This is a genomic window from Pediococcus siamensis (assembly GCF_047220215.1).
Taxonomy (GTDB): Bacteria; Bacillota; Bacilli; order Lactobacillales; family Lactobacillaceae; genus Pediococcus; species Pediococcus siamensis.
This window is the reverse complement of the sequence record NZ_CP178375.1, coordinates 1,202,470-1,220,189: the sequence shown is the minus strand read 5'-3', so window position 1 is coordinate 1,220,189 and position 17,720 is coordinate 1,202,470. Positions and strand designations below refer to the sequence as shown.

17 protein-coding genes and 1 other annotated feature are annotated in these 17,720 nt (G+C 42.5%); of the genes, 15 read left to right on the top strand and 2 right to left on the bottom strand.

The window, feature by feature from the left end:
• The first annotated feature begins 24 nt into the window (after nt 1–24).
• Nucleotides 25–663 carry a tRNA (guanosine(46)-N7)-methyltransferase TrmB gene (gene trmB, locus ACLJJ6_RS05865; protein WP_412988286.1) on the top strand — a complete coding sequence of 213 codons (639 nt, stop codon included), beginning with the start codon at nt 25–27 and terminating at the stop codon, nt 661–663.
• On the opposite strand, the gene ACLJJ6_RS05860 is transcribed toward trmB, so the two are convergent.
• Nucleotides 660–983 (bottom strand): PepSY domain-containing protein, encoded by a 324-nt coding sequence (locus ACLJJ6_RS05860; RefSeq protein ID WP_412988284.1) that lies wholly within the window; start codon nt 981–983, stop codon nt 660–662. The two genes, trmB and ACLJJ6_RS05860, sit on opposite strands and share 4 nt — an antisense overlap.
• 101 nt (nt 984–1,084) lie before the next feature.
• Between ACLJJ6_RS05860 and ytpR the strand changes: the two genes are divergently transcribed.
• The 14 genes from ytpR to rplT all read left to right on the top strand — a co-directional run bounded on the left by ytpR (nt 1,085) and on the right by rplT (nt 16,639).
• Complete coding sequence (gene ytpR, locus ACLJJ6_RS05855; RefSeq protein ID WP_412988282.1) at nt 1,085–1,732, top strand: YtpR family tRNA-binding protein; 648 nt, start codon at nt 1,085–1,087, stop codon at nt 1,730–1,732.
• An 18-nt stretch (nt 1,733–1,750) separates the two neighbouring features.
• Complete coding sequence (locus ACLJJ6_RS05850; protein WP_412988280.1) at nt 1,751–3,679, top strand: DNA translocase FtsK; 1,929 nt, start codon at nt 1,751–1,753, stop codon at nt 3,677–3,679.
• Nucleotides 3,680–3,744: 65 nt separating this feature from the next.
• A complete protein-coding gene (gene murC / locus ACLJJ6_RS05845; RefSeq protein ID WP_412988279.1) occupies nt 3,745–5,076 on the top strand; it encodes a UDP-N-acetylmuramate--L-alanine ligase in 1,332 nt (443 codons plus the stop codon).
• Between the two features lie 65 nt (nt 5,077–5,141).
• Entirely contained in the window at nt 5,142–5,873 is a 732-nt protein-coding gene (locus ACLJJ6_RS05840; protein ID WP_412988278.1) for a Bax inhibitor-1 family protein, read from the top strand.
• Between the two features lie 140 nt (nt 5,874–6,013).
• Nucleotides 6,014–8,677: a DNA polymerase I gene (polA, locus tag ACLJJ6_RS05835; protein WP_412988277.1), complete on the top strand. Its 2,664-nt coding sequence runs from the start codon at nt 6,014–6,016 to the stop codon at nt 8,675–8,677.
• A gap of 21 nt (nt 8,678–8,698) precedes the next feature.
• Nucleotides 8,699–9,541 (top strand): bifunctional DNA-formamidopyrimidine glycosylase/DNA-(apurinic or apyrimidinic site) lyase, encoded by an 843-nt coding sequence (gene mutM / locus ACLJJ6_RS05830; RefSeq protein ID WP_412988275.1) that lies wholly within the window; start codon nt 8,699–8,701, stop codon nt 9,539–9,541.
• The gene (gene coaE / locus ACLJJ6_RS05825) at nt 9,538–10,134 is read left to right on the top strand and encodes a dephospho-CoA kinase (RefSeq protein ID WP_412988273.1); all 597 of its coding nucleotides are present in this window, start codon (nt 9,538–9,540) and stop codon (nt 10,132–10,134) included. The genes mutM and coaE overlap by 4 nt, the downstream gene beginning before the upstream one ends.
• A gap of 20 nt (nt 10,135–10,154) precedes the next feature.
• Nucleotides 10,155–10,661: a transcriptional regulator NrdR gene (gene nrdR, locus ACLJJ6_RS05820; RefSeq protein ID WP_412988272.1), complete on the top strand. Its 507-nt coding sequence runs from the start codon at nt 10,155–10,157 to the stop codon at nt 10,659–10,661.
• Nucleotides 10,658–12,064: a replication initiation and membrane attachment family protein gene (locus ACLJJ6_RS05815; RefSeq protein WP_412988271.1), complete on the top strand. Its 1,407-nt coding sequence runs from the start codon at nt 10,658–10,660 to the stop codon at nt 12,062–12,064. Before nrdR ends, ACLJJ6_RS05815 begins: the two co-directional genes overlap by 4 nt.
• A gap of 2 nt (nt 12,065–12,066) precedes the next feature.
• Entirely contained in the window at nt 12,067–12,999 is a 933-nt protein-coding gene (gene dnaI / locus ACLJJ6_RS05810; protein ID WP_412988269.1) for a primosomal protein DnaI, read from the top strand.
• 321 nt (nt 13,000–13,320) lie between these two features.
• Nucleotides 13,321–15,294 carry a threonine--tRNA ligase gene (thrS, locus tag ACLJJ6_RS05805; RefSeq protein WP_412988267.1) on the top strand — a complete coding sequence of 658 codons (1,974 nt, stop codon included), beginning with the start codon at nt 13,321–13,323 and terminating at the stop codon, nt 15,292–15,294.
• A gap of 47 nt (nt 15,295–15,341) precedes the next feature.
• Nucleotides 15,342–15,462, top strand: a sequence feature (ribosomal protein L20 leader region).
• A gap of 43 nt (nt 15,463–15,505) precedes the next feature.
• Complete coding sequence (gene infC, locus ACLJJ6_RS05800; protein WP_412988265.1) at nt 15,506–16,015, top strand: translation initiation factor IF-3; 510 nt, start codon at nt 15,506–15,508, stop codon at nt 16,013–16,015.
• Nucleotides 16,016–16,027: 12 nt separating this feature from the next.
• Nucleotides 16,028–16,231 (top strand): 50S ribosomal protein L35, encoded by a 204-nt coding sequence (rpmI, locus tag ACLJJ6_RS05795; RefSeq protein WP_412988263.1) that lies wholly within the window; start codon nt 16,028–16,030, stop codon nt 16,229–16,231.
• A gap of 51 nt (nt 16,232–16,282) precedes the next feature.
• Nucleotides 16,283–16,639, top strand: coding sequence for a 50S ribosomal protein L20 (gene rplT, locus ACLJJ6_RS05790; protein WP_412988262.1), 357 nt, complete (start codon nt 16,283–16,285; stop codon nt 16,637–16,639).
• Nucleotides 16,640–16,702: 63 nt separating this feature from the next.
• Here the strand turns inward: rplT and ACLJJ6_RS05785 are convergent, their stop codons facing one another.
• Nucleotides 16,703–17,641 carry an NADP-dependent oxidoreductase gene (locus tag ACLJJ6_RS05785; RefSeq protein WP_412988260.1) on the bottom strand — a complete coding sequence of 313 codons (939 nt, stop codon included), beginning with the start codon at nt 17,639–17,641 and terminating at the stop codon, nt 16,703–16,705.
• Between the last annotated feature and the right edge of the window lie 79 nt (nt 17,642–17,720).

Sequence of the window (17,720 nt, the reverse complement as noted above, 5' to 3'; positions counted from 1 at the left end):
AAGAAAAATACTTGAGGAATAAAAATGAGAGTAAGAAATAAACCTTGGGCTGAGCCGTTAATTAAGGCCCATCCCGAACTGATCATAACAGATCCGATCCAAATGAAGGGCAACTGGCAGAAACGGTTTGACCAAAACCAACCTATCCATATTGAAATTGGAATGGGAAAAGGTCAGTTTATTTTTAACATGGCCCGTAAATATCCGCAGATTAATTTTATTGGGGTAGAGATCCAAAGGTCGGTAGCAGCGATTGCATTAAAAAAAGTATTAACAGATAAGCTTTCCAACCTCCAGCTGGTATTGGCTGATGGCGGCGACTTAAATGAATACTTTGCTAAGGGAGAAATTGACCAGATTTATCTGAACTTTTCTGATCCATGGCCGAAGTCGCGCCATGAAAAACGCCGTTTAACATACAAAACGTTCTTAACCGGCTATCAGGAAATTTTGAAAAAGCATGGCAACATTGCGTTAAAAACAGATAATCAAGGCTTCTTCGAGTATTCGCTGATGAGCATGAACAATTTTGGCTTAGTTTTCGATGCGGTGTATCTAGATTTACATCACAGTGACGCAGCAAGTGAAAATGTCGAAACTGAATATGAACATAAATTTAGCGAAAAGGGTCAACGTATTTACAAGCTTGAATGCCATTTCTAAAGCCGGTAGATATCTATGACCGTTCCGGTTTTAGCGTCCGCTAAGAACTCATATTGAATTAAATTGCCGTCTTCATAGCGCGTAATGCCGCCGTAGTAGACGGTTGTTTTTACGGCAAATTTTTGAAGCGGAACTTGTTTCATCTCAATCCATGAGCCTTCGATAGGACCTTCTTTGAGAAAGGCTTTACGTACTTTTTCAAGGATTGTATTGGCGGAAATATTTCGCTGATGAAATAAAGACCATGAAATTAGCGAGCCCGTTGCAATCCCCAGAAAACCGATAACGAGTTGCGTTGTGAACGTTTCTTTTTTAGACATAGGCAATCACTCCTTTAAGTTCTTATTTATAGTTATAGTATACCAAGAACCCTTAAAAATATATATTAGAATGAGTTAAAGCACAGAAAGGAACTCCAGACATGTTAATTAGCAGTTATAACCCAGCCGAATTAGGAGATATTTTAGTTTGTATTTTACGCCCAGACGTGGCGGACCAAGCAGAGGAAACAAAGGGGAATGTTACCCGGATTTTTGACACCCAGACCAAGGAGACGTTGGGCTACAACTTCGCCGAGGTGTCCCAATATTTGGGCACCCTTGGCGATCGTGGTCAAGTTTTTTTGACGCCAAGTCAAGTGGCAAGTTTAAATAAGCAGTTAGAGAACGCCGGTTTTCTGGCGGAGTTAGTTCCAGATACAGAAAGCAAATTTGTGGTGGGCTATGTTGAGACCGCAGATCCCCACCCTGATTCTGACCATTTATTGGTTACCCAGACCCGTGTCGGTCAAAATCAAAAGGTCCAAATTGTCAGTGGCTCGCCTAATATGCAAGCTGGCATTAAAGTGGTTGTGGCTAAGGTTGGCGCAATGATGCCCAGCGGTCTGATTATTTGGCCAGGCAGTTTGCGCGGTGTCGAAAGCAACGGTATGATTTGTTCCGGTCGCGAGTTGCGTTTACCCAATGCACCGCAAAAAAAGGGTGCGTTAATTCTCCCTGATGATGAGACGTTTGAGGTAGGAACACCGTTTAACTTTTCTCAGGGAGCCAAACTATTTCAAAGCAAGTAAAGTTAGGTGAAAAACGTCATGAAACATTATGATGGGCCGGCTTTTTTCCGTAAAGATCAAAAGCAAGAGACCCCCAAAAAGTCAAAAAAACAAAATCACATGCATCAACCGTTGCTTCCAAAGAGGGAAACGGATAATGTACCGTTTTACCAAAATAATCAAAGCGCATCGGATGAAAAGGCTGCCTTTTCTGAAGCCGAAGCTCACCTAAAACGACGTACACAGCGCGCTAAGTTGGGTGGCCAACCGGCAATCACTAAAAGTGTGGCTAGCGAACCTGTATCAAAGGCGATATTTACGTCGGATGCACCGGCTTCTCTGGGGCAGACAAGGGATGAAAAATCCGTGGAGGCGCCGCAACAGTCGGTGGATAGAACCGTTGAATCCTCCAGCACAGCTTCTGTGGCCCCGGCTACAATTGAGGAAACGGCAGATCCGGCATATTCACACGAATTAACGTTTGAAAAACAACAAAATCGACTGGAAACAGCTGCACCTGCAAGCACGGGTGACCATCTTCAGAATGGGTATCAGTTTCCCGCGGTTAGTTTACTGAAACCGCCAGTTAAGCTGGATCCTGATTCGCAGTCTGAATGGCTGACGGAACAAGTGAAAAGCTTAGATGAGGCCTTAGCTGCATTTGGGGTCACGGCCAAAGTAGTGGATTGGACAGTTGGTCCTACCGTCACCCAATTTCAAATTGAACTTGGCCGTGGCGTCAAGGTAAATAAGATTACGAATTTAACGGATGATTTGAAGCTGCAATTAGCTGCCAAAGATATTCGAATTGAAGCGCCCATTCCTGGAAAAAGTACGGTTGGTATTGAAGTACCGAATTTTAAATCCCGCCCAGTCATGCTTTCGGAGGTCTTAAATGCGCCAGTTTTTAAAAATAGCGAGTCGCCTTTAACCATCGCTTTGGGCGTTGATCTTTTCGGCCAGCCACGTGTCTATGATTTACGCAAAATGCCTCATGGGTTGATTGCAGGTGCGACTGGTTCTGGAAAAAGCGTCTTTATTAATAGTTTGTTGGTCTCAATCCTTTATAAAGCAACTCCGCAACAGGTACGACTACTATTAATTGACCCTAAGACTGTGGAATTGGCTCCTTATAATGATTTACCACATTTATTGGCACCCGTTATTTCGGATCCTAAGGCAGCATCAGCAGCGCTGAAGTGGGTTACTAATGAAATGGACGAACGCTATGAAAAACTGGCGGCAGCAGGTGTCCGTAATATTGAGCAATTCAATAAAAAAGCTGAAACAACAGATCATGCGGCGGATCGTCTGCCATATATCGTGGTGATCATTGATGAATTAGCGGATTTGATGATGGTTGCAGCGTCAGAGGTTCAAGATTATATTGTCCGCATTACGCAAAAGGCACGGGCAGCCGGGATACACTTAATAATTGCGACCCAGCGACCAAGTGTTGATGTGGTTACTGGTCTGATTAAAAACAACATCCCTACACGGGTAGCATTCATGGTCTCAAGTCAGATTGATTCCCGCACGATTCTGGATCACAGCGGTGCAGAGCGCTTATTGGGGCGTGGGGACATGCTGTTCTTGGGAAATGGCGCCAGCACGCCTATTCGTTTACAAGGTTCATATGTTGATGGGGAAATTGACGAGATTACGGATTTTATCCGGGCTGAATCGCAGCCACACTATGCCTTTGATCCGGACTCATTAAAGAAAAAAGTGGAGCAGGTTGAAGAACAAGACGAGTTAATGCCGGAAGTTTTAGCCTACCTGGCCGAAGAGGACACTATTTCAACTTCAAAGCTGCAACGCGTTTTCTCAATCGGTTATAATCATGCGGCGACGCTCATTGACCAGTTAGAAAACCATAACTACATTTCTGAAGCGCGGGGCTCGAAACCACGTGAGGTTTATTTTACTCAAACCGATTTGAAAAAAATTCATGATAAAGAAATTTGATTTCAGAAAAACGCATTTTGATTGTGGTAAACTATTAACAAAACTGATAAAGAGGAAGAGACAAATTGGATAATGCAACGACGTACTACTTTATAGGGATTAAAGGTTCGGGAATGAGTTCATTAGCATTAATCTTACATGATGAAGGTTATCACGTTAAGGGCTCCGATATTACGAAATACACATTCACACAGCGGGGATTAGAGCAGGCCGGCATCGAAGTTCTGCCATTTGACGAAAAAAACATTACGGAAGGATTAACAGTGATTGCAGGAAATGCCTTTACTGATGATCATCCAGAAATTAAAAAGGCACGTGCGATGGGGCTACCTGTGACACGTTACCATGAATTTTTAGGCAAAATGCTGTCTGGCTATACGAGTATTGGGGTTGCCGGGTCGCACGGTAAAACCAGTACGACAGGCTTACTAGCGCATGTTCTTAGCGGCGTTGCCCCAACCAGTTATTTAATTGGTGATGGTACTGGGAAAGGAACACCAGGCGCACGGTTCTTTGTTTTTGAAGCCGATGAATACCGCCGTCATTTCATGGCCTATCATCCGGACTATATGATTATGACGAATATTGATTTTGATCATCCTGATTACTATACCGGTTTAGAAGATGTTTATCAGGCTTTCCAAGATGTCTCACAAAAAGTGAAAAAAGGGATCTTTGCTTGGGGCGATGATCCTAATCTTCGGCGGCTCAAAGCAGATGTGCCCGTTTACTATTATGGCACCAGCAATCGCGACGATTTTCAAGCACGTGATATTAAGCGGACTACTAAGGGTTCTGAATTTGACGTCTATCATAAAGATGAATATCTCGGTCACTACCAAATTCACCTATATGGCGAACACAATGTTCTCAACAGTTTGGCAGTCATCGCTGTAGCGTACTTCGAAAAGGTTGATTTAAACGAAATCAAAGACGAACTCTTAGATTTTAAAGGGGTGAAGCGTCGTTTCTCAGAAAAGAAATTGGCTGATATGACCATTATTGATGACTATGCACATCACCCATCTGAAATTAAGGCTACCTTGGACGCAGCTCGGCAAAAGTATCCAGAAAAAGAAATTATTGCTGTGTTCCAACCACACACATTTAGTCGAACAATTGCCTTGTTAGACGATTTTGCTAAGAGCCTCAACTTAGCTGACAAAGTTTACTTAACGGACATCTTCAGTTCGGTTCGGGAAAAAAATGGGAAAGTTTCTTCAGCGGATTTAGCAGCTAAAATTAATAAAGGCGGCGAAATTCTGGAGGCAGACAATATGTCACCGCTATTAGATTATCACGATGCGGTGGTTGTTTTTATGGGTGCGGGAGACGTTCAGCGCTATGAAAAGGCCTACGAGGATTTATTGAGCAACCTGAGCCTTAAAAATAATTAAAAATTTGACTAATTTTGACCTTTTTTTCTTGATTCAAATTTTTAATCTGATAGAATGAATATCAAATGAATGAAAGAAAGAAGGAATTTAGTATGCAAGAGCCACGTAATCTTGTGAATACTGAGGTTGGTCTCAGTAGTTTTATGACAAAAATGTATGGATTTATGGGATATGCTGTTGCACTCTCAGCAGTGGTCGCGTATTTGAGCGGGGTTGTGTTCCGGAATCAAATGATGCCAATTCTTGTGGGCCATCCCTTCATATTCTTGTTTGTCTTAATCGGTTTAATGGTCTTTAGTACGTCGGCAAGCGGAAAAGCCTTGCAGAATGCGCGGACGAGTTTTCTAATCTTGACGTTATTTTCACTTTTCTTTGGGTTAGAATTTTCAATTATCTTTCTCACTTTTGAACTTCCTACCATTACTTCTGCGTTTGTCTCAGCAGCGGTGACATTTATATCAATGTCTTTAATCGGGGCGACAACGCGTAAGGATATGACGAAGGTTGGCAATCAGTTATTCGCAGCACTGATTGCGTTGTTTGTGGTCATGGTGGTAAACCTTTTTCTCCGCAGCGCCATTATTAGTTATCTGTTCTCGTTTGTGGGCGTTGTGATCTTCGCTGGTTTATCTATGACAGATACGAACAAAATGAAAGCTCTCTATCTGCAGTATGGGGATCAAGTTTCAATGAGTGGATTGGCTATTCAAGGGGCATTACAGCTCTATTTAGACTTTTTGAACCTGTTCCAATTTCTCTTACAGATTTTTGGGGGCTTCGGCGGCAACCGCGATTAGACTATAAATTAAATGAAAACTGGCTTGAAATTTCAAGTCAGTTTTTTTGTTCCTCAAAATTGGCTCATTTACTGAGATCATGAGTACAATAAGAGACGTGAGTTTGTTAAAATGAACGTATAAACACGAAGGAGAATAAAATGGCCAATAAAAAATTGCTCTTAATTGATGGAAATAGTGTGGCGTTTCGTGCCTTTTTTGCGTTGCACAATGCTTTAAGTAAATTCACAAATCAAGATGGACTTCATACAAATGCGATTTACGGTTTCAATAAAATGTTGGACCATATTTTGGAAATCACCAAGCCAACTGATGCCCTCGTCGCCTTTGATGCTGGAAAGACGACGTTTCGCACAGAAATGTTTGATGGGTATAAAGGCGGCCGTTCAAAAACGCCACCAGAACTTTCGGAACAAATGCCGTATTTACGGCAATTATTAGCAGGCTATGGCATTAAAACATACGAATTAACTAACTATGAAGCGGATGACATTATTGGGACGCTTTCAAAAGAAGCCGAACAGACTGGCTATGAAGTGACGGTGGTAACCGGGGATCGTGATTTGACACAGCTCGCAAGTGAGCAGACAACTGTTGCGGTGACAGTCAAGGGTGTCAGCGAAGTAGAACATTACACGCCAGCCCATGTCAAAGAAAAGTTAGGATTGGCACCCAATCAAATTATTGACATGAAAGGACTTGCAGGTGATACATCTGATAATTATCCGGGTGTGACTAAAGTCGGGGAAAAAACAGCGATCAAGCTTCTTCAACAGTACGGTACGGTCGAAGGCGTCTATGAGCACTTAGATGACATGAAAGCTTCTAAACTAAAAGAGCATTTAATTGCTGATCAGGCAAATGCATTTTTAAGTAAAAAATTAGCAACGATTAATCGAGCGGCTCCTATTAAGGTCGGTCTCAGCGATTTAACGTATGAGGGTAAACAACAAACAGAATTGGTTGATTTTTATGAACGGATGAATTTTCAATCCTTCTTGAATCAGATGCGTGCGACAGAGGGGTTTGCCGAAAAGCAGACGATAAAAGACATCACTTATACCATCTTAACTGACAAAAATATTGCAGAGATTGAAAAGTTAACGGGTGAAATTTCGTTTTATCTGGAGCTTCCCGAAAAGAACTATCATACTTCCGATTTCGCCGGCTTTGGAATTGGCCATGAGGAAGAATGGTATGTTTCGCGAGATATTGAACTTTTACGCCATTCAATATTTAAAAAGATCTTCCGTGATAGTCAGCGCCAAATAAATGTCTTCGATTTGAAGCGCACGTATGTGGGCCTGAATCGTTTGGGCATCTCTTTTGAAAACGGCCGGAATGATGTCCTTTTACAATCCTATTTGTTAGATACCAATGATAATTCCAATGATTTGGGTGCACTCGCCCACCGACACGGTTACCAAGAGATCAGTACGGACGAAGAGGTTTATGGAACTGGTGTCAAACGACAGATTCCTGCGAACGATGCTGTCTTTTTTAAGCACTTGGCAGCTAAATTGAGAGCCATTGAAAATTTGGTTCCTCAGCTGCAGGCAGAGCTTAAGCAAAACCAACAGATTGAACTCTATACCAATATTGAATTACCACTAGCTTTAGTCCTTGCTAAAATGGAGATTGCGGGCATTAGGGTGGATACGAAGCGGCTTGAACAGATGGAAAGCGAGTTCACAGAACGATTAAGTGAAATTGAACAAATGATTTATAATGAGGCCGGAGAGACCTTCAATATTAAATCGACTAAACAATTAGGGCATGTTTTATTTGAAAAACTGGGTTTGCCAAGTTCGAAGAAGACCAAAACAGGATATTCTACGGCTGTGAGTGTCTTGGAAGGCTTACGAGGTCAGGCACCAATTATCGACAATATTTTAAGTTATCGGCAAATTTCAAAGATTCAGTCCACTTATGTGAAGGGGTTATTAAAGGTTGTGCACTCAACGGATCAAAAGGTCCATACAACCTATCTGCAGACGCTGACACAAACTGGACGGTTGTCTTCAATCGATCCTAATCTTCAAAATATCCCGATTCGGTTAGAAGAAGGCCGGAAAATTCGGCAGGCCTTTGTGCCTAGTCATGCGCATGCACAAATCTTCTCGTCAGATTATTCTCAGATTGAATTGCGGGTATTAGCGCACATTACAGGCGATAAAAATTTGCAGGATGCTTTTAAAAATGATGAAGATATTCACGCCAGTACGGCTGTCCGGATCTTTGGCCTAAAGGATGCCTCAGAAGTGACACCAAATATCCGCCGCCAAGCAAAAGCGGTCAATTTCGGAATTGTTTATGGCATTAGTGATTATGGACTTTCTCAAAACATTGGAATTTCACGTAAGCAGGCCAAAACGTTTATCGACACTTATTTTCAGGAGTTCCCCGGTGTTAAATCCTACATTGATCGGATTGTGGCCACGGCTCGCGAGCAAGGGTATGTTGAAACAATTGCTCATCGACGCCGTTATTTACCAGATGTTAACTCTAGTAATCATAATCAACGGGCCTTTGCGGAACGAACAGCTATGAATACCCCGATTCAAGGAAGTGCAGCTGATATCATCAAGATTGCGATGATTCAGATGCAAAAGAAGTTAGAGGAACTACACCTGCAAACAAAGATGCTGTTGCAAGTGCATGATGAACTCATTTTTGAAGTCCCCGATGATGAGTTGGCACAGATTCAAAAGTTGGTTCCAAGTGTTATGGATTCGGCAATTAAGCTCGATGTACCTCTAAAAGTAGAAAGTGCTTTTGGCAAAAATTGGTACGATGCAAAATAGAAATAGTAAGAAGGAAACGTTATGCCAGAATTACCTGAGGTTGAGACAGTCAGGCGCGGCCTGGAAGCCTTAGTAGCCGGAAAAACAATTAAAAAAATTGATATCTATTATCCAAAAATGGTTTTACCCACCGCCCAAGAGTTTGTGAAAGCCTTAACGGGTAAAACGATTACGTCTATCAAGCGGCGGGGGAAATATCTTTTGTTTGAGTTTGATCAGGACGTCGCGATGGTATCGCATTTGCGTATGGAAGGTAAGTATACTGTTCACACGCATGATGTCCCCCTTAACAAACATGATCATGTTGTCTTTGAGTTTACGGACGGGCAAGAATTAAGGTACAACGATACGCGTAAATTTGGACGGATGGTTGTGGTTCCCGCTGGGGAGGAGTATACAGTTGCTGGGTTGAAAACGATTGGGCCAGAACCCACACCAGAAACACTCAGTATTGACTATTTAGCGGTCACAATGAAAAAACACCATAAAGCAATCAAGTCCTTTTTACTTGATCAAAATATGATTGCCGGACTGGGAAATATTTATTGTGATGAAGTGCTGTGGTTAGCAAAGATACATCCGTTACAGCCGACAAATACGATTCCGTTGGGAAAAATTGTAACCTTACGTCAAATGATATTTGATGAACTTGAACTAGCAATTCGCGCAAAAGGAACCACTGTATTTAGTTATTTAGATGCAAGTGGACACGCCGGCAGTTTTCAAAATCAGCTGCATGTGTATCAACGAACAGGGTTACCTTGCGAGCGGTGTGGGACACCAATTGAGCGCATTAAAGTTTCGCAGCGGGGAACACATTTTTGTCCCTTCTGTCAAAAACTGATTATGGGTGAACACACATGACAGTGGTACTAGGCTTGACAGGTGGCATTGCAACAGGTAAATCAACGGTTAGCCAGTTTTTTTCGGCGCTGGGGTATCCTATCATCGATGCCGACCGTATCTCTCATGATTTAGTCAAACCAGGCACCAAAGTTTGGCAGCAGCTTTATCGAACTTTTGGCAATGCTGTTTTTCATGGGCAAGAGCTAGACCGAAAAGCGCTAGGAAGAATTGTGTTTTCTGATCCGAAACAACTGGATACTTTGAATCGTATTATGCAACCGGCTATCAGACGGACAATTTGCCAAGCAATCGCGAATTTAAAGGCCAAAAACAGGTCATTGATAATCTTGGATGCCCCGTTACTACTGGAGCAGGGTTACCAAACGCTAGTTGATCAAGTAATGGTCGTCACAACTACCCCGGAAAGGCAACTTAAACGGTTAATGCTACGAGATGGCTATTCTAAAGAATCAGCCGAGAGACGTATTGCCAGCCAATGGTCTCAAACTAAAAAAATTCAGTTGGCGGATATTGTGGTTGAGAATAGTGGGTCTATTGATGAAACCCGCGCACAAGTGTTAAAATGGCTTGACAATAGTAAGTTACGTTAAAGAGTGGAGGGAAAAAGCCCATGAGATGTCCACACTGTCATCATAATGGTTCTCGGGTGGTGGATAGTCGTCCTACAGATGATGGACGTGTTATTCGTCGCCGGCGGGAATGTGAAGCATGCGGGTTTCGGTTTACAACGTTCGAACGCATTGAAGCGTCGCCGTTGTTGGTCATTAAGAAAAATGGAACTCGCGAAGAGTTTAATCGTGAAAAGATTTTACGAGGGTTGATTCGGTCGGCCGAAAAACGTCCGGTTGGCATGGATGAAATGTCAAAAATTGTAGATGAAGTTGAAAATAAGGTGCGCGCACTCGGTGAAAACGAGGTTTCCAGTCAAATAATTGGGGAGTACGTGATGAACCGCTTAGCCAAAGTTGACGAAATTGCCTATATTCGTTTTGCAAGTGTCTATCGCCAATTTAAAGACATGAACGTGTTCATGTCTGAGCTTAAAGACATGATGGCCAAAGAAAAGACGATTAAAAAAGCACCCAAAGATAAAAATAACGGTGGCGAGAAAGAATGAACGAAGGATGGGCAAATCTAAGTCCTAAAGATGGCTTTTTGGTCACACAACAGGCTTACTTAAGCGATTTTGATCAAAAAGTTTTAACTTACTTATATCAGCCAATTATCGGTGCAAAAGCGTTCAGTTTGTTTTTAACCCTCTGGACGGAATTACAGCCGGGTGTGATTCGTTCCCAAAGAAAATCACATTTGGAATTACTGGACATCCTTAATTGTGATCTCCCCGATTTTTTTGCTGCTCGCCAAAAGCTTGAAGGTTTAGGATTGCTCAAAACGTTCAGTGGTAGTGATACTTTAGGACGCTTTTTTGTCTATCAATTAGTGCAACCGGTGGCTCCAGATAGCTTTTTCAAAGATGGTTTGTTAAGCAGCTTATTGTTAGAAGCGGTGGGTGAAAAGCGTTTTACCGAATTGGCAAAGCAGTTTAAACTTGTCCAAGTCGATGTCCATGATTTGAAAAATGTCTCAACTGATTTTTTGTCCGCCTTTCATATTTCTGAAAAAGCACTTCAAGAGCCAAGCTTGGTGATTCGAGAAACGCAAGCGGAATTTAAACAGGCGAGCCAGGCTAAAAATGAAGTTGATCTAAAAGCTGATCACACCGGGTTTGACTTTAAATTGTTGCAATCCTTGATTAAAAAAGGATTTACGACTTGGGACTCTGTAAACGCAGCCCAAAAACTTATTTTAACCGAGCACTTACTTTACGGCGTTGATGAAGTTGAGATGGCTCGCCAGATCGCGCAGGCCACGGACCTGATGACAAATAAATTGGATCCGCAAAAATTACAACGACAGTTTGCTAATCATTTTACAGGTCGCCTTTCTAACACCACAAATTATGTCACACCTGCCCCAGTTACCAGTGAAAAGCAGGACAACCCAAAAAGTACTGACGATCAAAAATTAACTGCAGAGGATCTCGCCCTTGTAAAAGCAGCTAAGGCGTATGCACCAGCGACTTACTTAGAAAATTTAAAACAAGCTGTTCATGGCGGCTACGTTACCTATGGCGAAAAACAAACCTTAAAAAATTTGATCGAACGTAATCTGTTTCCAGTCAGTGTCATTAATATTCTAATTTCGTATATTATTCTTGATCGGGAGGCGACTACCTTACCCAACAAATTGGTGGATACTGTTGCAAATAGTTGGAGTCGTGCTCACGTGACAACGCCAGAAGCGGCAATTATTCAAATTAAGCAGTTTGCCCAGGCTAAGCAGCGTAATACCAAGTCGCAAACCCGGCGGCAAGTTGCCAAGGAAACCTTACCAGATTGGGCTAAAAATGAGCAAGAAACGAAACAAAACCAACAAACACCAACTGTCGAAAAGGGTGATCAACAGCGCCTTCAGCGTCGATTAAGTGAACTGCGTCGCCAACATAAGGAGGAGAAGTAAGCGTGGAAAATGTCCGTGAGGTTTTACAAGAGCTGATGAGTAAACGAAAATTGGACACGAAATTTCAAAAACTAATGGCAGCAGTCTATGCTGATCCTGATGTTTTGAAATTTTGTGAGCAACATAAAACGGAACTGTCAGCGGATAGCGTGGCCCGTTCTGCTTCCAAACTCTATGAGTATGTCCAGGAACTTCATAAATACCGGCGTGGGGAACCAACCCTGATGCCAGGTTATGAGCCAATTCTAATTGTGAATAATCATTTAATTGAGGTCTCTTATCGACCAAGTGCCCAGTTCCTAGCCACTGAGAAGAAACGTGAGGTACAGACGCGCGTTAAAGCGGTCAATATGCCTAAAATGATCCGCCAGGCGCGGTTTGAGGACTTTTTTCCTGATGCCCAACGCAAGCAGGCTTTAAATGCAGCCCTTGATTTTGTTCAGGCTTATGAAAAAGATCCACGTAAGTTTCATAAAGGGCTCTACCTGGCAGGTAGTTTTGGTGTCGGAAAAACCTATTTACTCGGTGCCATTGCTAATGAATTGGCGGCAGCAGGCTTTGAATCCACATTGGTCCATTTTCCTAGTTTTGCGATTGAAATGAAAACAGCCATTGGGGAAAATACATTGGCCGAAAAACTAGATAGTATCAAGCAAGCCCCAATTTTGATGCTTGATGATATTGGGGCGGATGCGATGTCGAGCTGGGTACGTGACGAGATATTAGGCGTCATCTTGGAGTTTCGTATGCAAAATGAGCTTGCGACCTTTTTCAGTTCGAATTTTTCAATGGCTCAATTGGAAAAAGAGCATCTTCAAGTCAATCAACGTGGTGAGCTTGAGCCTTTAAAGGCCAAACGACTGATGGAACGCATTCGTTTTTTGGCAACAGAAATGACGATGGTCGGAATTAATCGCCGGCAAAACGGCAATTAAGTTTAATAAAATCATTTGGCGGATATTGACTTTTTTTCAGAGTGTGGTTTAATTAGTTCTGAAATCAAAAAGAAGACAAGATTATTGTTCAATCATTAAGGGAAGGGCAGTTAATAACTGGAAGCTGCCCCATGACGATACAGTGATTACCACTTCTTTGAGCTTGGTGGAAATACCAAGACGGATTGTTCCCGTTATCGAACCCATGAGAAACAGATTTTTATCTGTAAGATTGGGTGGAACCACGTTAATGACGTCCCGAGTGTACTTTTGTATACTTGGGGCTTTTTTTATTAAAAAAATAGAAAGAAGCGAAGTAGGATGGCAGAAGTTGAAGTTACATTAGCAGATGGGGCAAAGCGCACCGTAGCTGAAAATTCAAGCGTTTTAGAAGTAGCTAAGGCGATTAGCACAAGTTTAGCAAAAAAAGCGGTTGCTGGTAAGGTAGATGGTCAGGTGGTCGGCTTGGAAGAAAAGCTTACACAAGATGCCAGCTTGGAAATTATCACAAAGGATTCAGACGAAGGTCTCCAGGTGGTCTGGAATACAGCGGCAGTTGTTTTGCAGGTGGCCATTCAAGCCATTTACCCAGACATTCATTTTGGAACAAAGGGCAATGTTGAACACGGTTTTTATTGTGATACAGATAATGGGAGTGAACAAATTAGCGTTGACGGACTACCAGCAATTGAAGATAAAATGGCTGCCCTAATTAAAGCAGATCTGCCGTTAGCTCAGGAATGGGTTAGTGAAGCAGAAGCTTTAAAACTTGTTGATGGAGATCCCTACCAGGCTAAATTAGTTCATCAGTTGGCTAAAGATGGTAAAGTGGCCATTTATCGCGTCCAGGAGAAAGTTGTTTTGAGCAGCGGTGTTGTTTTGCCAAGTACTCATGACGTCAAAGTTTTCAAGCTCTTATCGGTCGCCGGGGCATACTGGGAAGGTAAGTCAAGCAATCCCATGTTACAACGGATTTACGGAACGGCCTTCTTAAAACAAAAAGACTTGGACGCGGAGTTGGCCCGTCAACAGGAAGCTCATGATCGTGACCACCGTGTGATCGGTAATAACCTTGATTTATTCTTTGTTGATCCCAAGGTGGGGGCAGGATTACCATACTGGATGCCAAATGGGGCAACTATCCGGCGGACAATTGAACGTTACATCATTGATAAAGAAGTCGCAAACGGCTATCAACATGTTTATACACCGGTTTTGATGAACCTTGACGCTTACAAGACATCTGGTCATTGGGAACATTACCGTGAAGATATGTTTCCACCAATGGACATGGGTGATGGCGAGATGTTGGAATTACGGCCAATGAACTGTCCTTCTCACATTCAAGTATATAAGCATCACATTCGTTCTTATCGTGAATTGCCAATTCGTATTGCAGAGTTGGGTATGATGCACCGTTATGAAAAATCGGGTGCTTTATCTGGTTTACAACGGGTGCGTGAAATGACTTTAAATGATGGTCATACTTTCGTGGCACCGGACCAAATTCAGGATGAATTCAAGAAGATTTTGAGCTTGATGGTTGAAGTGTACGATGATTTTGATATCACAGATTATACTTTCCGTTTGAGTTATCGGGATCCCAAAAATACGAAGAAGTATTTCGATGATGACGAAATGTGGAACAAGTCGCAGGCGATGCTTAAAGCAGCAATGGATGATCTGGGCTTAGATTATGTTGAGGCTGAAGGCGAAGCAGCGTTTTATGGACCAAAATTAGACGTTCAAACCAAGACGGCGCTTGGAAACGAAGAAACATTGTCAACAATTCAGTTGGACTTTATGCTGCCAGAACGATTTGATCTCCACTATGTCGGAGCTGATGGTGAGGATCATCGCCCAGTGATGATTCACCGTGGACTTGTTTCGACAATGGAACGCTTCACCGCTTACTTAACTGAAATCTACAAGGGGGCTTTCCCAACTTGGTTAGCACCAAAACAAGTGACAATCATTCCGGTCAATCAGAAATTTCATGGCGAGTATGCAGAAAAATTGCGCGCAAAAATGGCGGCAAAGCATATTCGTGTAAATGTCGACACACGTAACGAAAAAATGGGATATAAAATTCGGGAAGCACAAACTCAAAAGGTTCCTTATGTTCTGGTTGTAGGTGATCAGGAACTAGAAGCTGGGACAGTTAGTGTTCGTAAGTATGGGCAGAAAGATTCTGAAAGTGAAAATAATAATATGTTCATTGATAGTTTGACCGCAGAAATTCAAAACTTCAGTCGAACAGGCGACCACGGCAAGAACGATGATTTAATTAAGTAAAGGTTTCTTGACAGCTGCGGGCAAATTTGCTATTCTTATTAAGTTAAGAAATTAAGCAGAGGCACCCGCTTCTCGCCTTAGTGATTTGGATTGCTGGGCTAAAACGATGAAAAGACTGAGATAAGTCTTGTTAGCGGGGTGTGGAATGCACCTCGTTTTTTTCTGCCTTTTTCTTAAAAAAATTTGGAGGTGAATTGCCATAGCTAGTGATATGATGGTCAATAACGGTATTCGTGCTCGTGAAGTGCGATTAATTGGTGATGATGGTACACAATTAGGTGTAAAGTCAAAGCGAGATGCTTTAGAATTAGCGGATCAAGCAGGACTTGATTTGGTATTAGTTTCCCCGAAAGCTAAGCCGCCGGTTGCCAAGATCATGGATTATGGAAAGTATCGTTTTGAGCAACAAAAGAAGCAACGTGAAGCTCGCAAACGACAAAAGACAGTCAGCATTAAAGAAGTTCGATTAAGTCCAACAATTGATACAAACGACTTTAATACCAAGCTTAAGAACGCGAAGAAGTTCTTGGCTAAAGGAGATAAAGTACGTGTCTCCATTCGATTTAAAGGACGGGCAATTACACATAAGGATATTGGCCGGGACGTTTTAAACCGCATGGCAAAAGAAGCTGCCGATGTGGCAACTATCGAACAGTATCCTAAGATGGATGGTCGAAGCATGTTTTTGATGTTGGCACCAATCTCAGAAAAGCAAAAGTAGGAGGAACAAATTATGCCAAAAATGAAGACAAATCGCGCTGCTGCAAAGCGCTTCAAACGAACTGGTAATGGTGGTTTTAAGAGTGGAAATGCTTATACAAGTCACCGTTTCCACGGAAAGACGAAGAAACAACGTCGTCAATTACGTGGATTAAGCATGATGGATCATACGAACGTTAAACGTTATCGTAAGATGTTATCACCAATCACTAAATAAGCTACTATAAACGAATAAAACGCTGGGGAACCAGTTCTAGGAGGAATTATTATGCCACGAGTAAAGGGTGGAACAGTTACACGTCGTCGTCGTAAACGCGTCTTAAAGCTTGCAAAGGGTTATCGCGGACCAAAACATACTAATTTTAAGGTTGCTAAAGACCAAGTTATGAAGTCTGGTCTGTACGCATTCCGCGACCGTCGGAACCGTAAAGGCGATTTCCGTAAGATCTGGATTGCACGGATCAATGCAGCAGCACGATTGAATGATATGAGTTACAGCCAATTAATGCATGGCTTAAAGGTAGCTAATGTGGATGTCAACCGTAAGATGCTTGCAGATTTAGCTGTTAACGATGCAGCAGCATTCACAACATTAGTTGAAACTGCTAAAAAAGCGTTGGCTTAATAAAAAATCCTCGAAGGTTTAATTGTTTTAGGTAAAATAATTAAAGCTTAGCGAGGATTTTTTTTATTTTGTGACAACTATTTTGCCAGGCGCATGATGGCTATCGAGGAGCTTTTGACCCGCGATAACACCCTCAACCGTAAAGGGGAGCTGCTTAGCAAGATTAATCTTTAGCTGGTTGTGAGTGACGAGCTCGGATAGATAGATCAAAGCCTTCTTATTTTGGTGGTAGACAGCGTCATTAAATGCAATTAGGTGATGATCTTGGGTTGTGAAATCAGGACTGAAATCGTTTAAAGCAACGAGTTGGCCGCCTGCCTTTAACCAGCGCAGACTATTTTGCGCATTGGCATACGGATGAGGTGTGGCATCAATTAAAATATCAACAGGCGCATGATCCAGAAAATTTCTTTGGGCAAGCTGTGAGACGGGGATAAAAAGATCCACACCCAAACGATTGACAAAGTCGGTATGTTTGACTGAGGCCGTTGCGGCAACAAACAACCCCATTGCTTTTGCAATTTGAGTTGTAAAGGCACCTACAGCACCAGAAGCACCTAGGACGAGGATAGAAGTGGCATTCTCAAGGCTGACGGCACTCTTTAAAATATCAAATGCGGTGATTCCAGCATTCGGGATTCCAGCTGCCTCGCCAAAACTCAAATTGGCGGGCTTTTTCACTAGTTTGAGATGGGGGACTGAGACGAATTCCGCGTAGGCCCCTTTAAACACGCGGCCAAAAACAGCATCGCCGACTTCGAAATCAGTAACGTCGGGCGCCTTTGAAACAACGGTACCAGCAACATCGCTTCCTGGGATTGTTGGGAAAACGGGGGGCTTTTTAGAACTGACGCTTCCCTGACGCATTTTGCTATCAAATGGATTCATGGCAAAGGCACGCGTTTGAACAAGAACCCGGCCTTTTTTAGGTGCGGGAATGGGAACGTCAAGTGTTTCAAAAACGTCTGGGTCACCAAATTGATTAAAACCAAATGCCTTCATTTTATCTACCTCCATTTATCACGCGAAAAGTCATTTTGTTCTTTTCTTATCTTAACGCAACATTGACTAAACGCTTACT

Bases quoted from the DNA above. Each gene is read 5' to 3' on its own strand.
- trmB (WP_412988286.1), top strand. From the start codon at position 25: ATGAGAGTAAGAAATAAACCTTGGGCTGAGCCGTTAATTAAGGCCCAT.
- ACLJJ6_RS05860 (WP_412988284.1), bottom strand. From the start codon at position 983: ATGTCTAAAAAAGAAACGTTCACAACGCAACTCGTTATCGGTTTTCTG.
- ytpR (WP_412988282.1), top strand. From the start codon at position 1,085: ATGTTAATTAGCAGTTATAACCCAGCCGAATTAGGAGATATTTTAGTT.
- ACLJJ6_RS05850 (WP_412988280.1), top strand. From the start codon at position 1,751: ATGAAACATTATGATGGGCCGGCTTTTTTCCGTAAAGATCAAAAGCAA.
- ACLJJ6_RS05840 (WP_412988278.1), top strand. From the start codon at position 5,142: ATGAATGAAAGAAAGAAGGAATTTAGTATGCAAGAGCCACGTAATCTT.
- polA (WP_412988277.1), top strand. From the start codon at position 6,014: ATGGCCAATAAAAAATTGCTCTTAATTGATGGAAATAGTGTGGCGTTT.
- mutM (WP_412988275.1), top strand. From the start codon at position 8,699: ATGCCAGAATTACCTGAGGTTGAGACAGTCAGGCGCGGCCTGGAAGCC.
- coaE (WP_412988273.1), top strand. From the start codon at position 9,538: ATGACAGTGGTACTAGGCTTGACAGGTGGCATTGCAACAGGTAAATCA.
- nrdR (WP_412988272.1), top strand. From the start codon at position 10,155: ATGAGATGTCCACACTGTCATCATAATGGTTCTCGGGTGGTGGATAGT.
- ACLJJ6_RS05815 (WP_412988271.1), top strand. From the start codon at position 10,658: ATGAACGAAGGATGGGCAAATCTAAGTCCTAAAGATGGCTTTTTGGTC.
- thrS (WP_412988267.1), top strand. From the start codon at position 13,321: ATGGCAGAAGTTGAAGTTACATTAGCAGATGGGGCAAAGCGCACCGTA.
- infC (WP_412988265.1), top strand. From the start codon at position 15,506: ATGATGGTCAATAACGGTATTCGTGCTCGTGAAGTGCGATTAATTGGT.
- rpmI (WP_412988263.1), top strand. From the start codon at position 16,028: ATGCCAAAAATGAAGACAAATCGCGCTGCTGCAAAGCGCTTCAAACGA.
- rplT (WP_412988262.1), top strand. From the start codon at position 16,283: ATGCCACGAGTAAAGGGTGGAACAGTTACACGTCGTCGTCGTAAACGC.
- ACLJJ6_RS05785 (WP_412988260.1), bottom strand. From the start codon at position 17,641: ATGAAGGCATTTGGTTTTAATCAATTTGGTGACCCAGACGTTTTTGAA.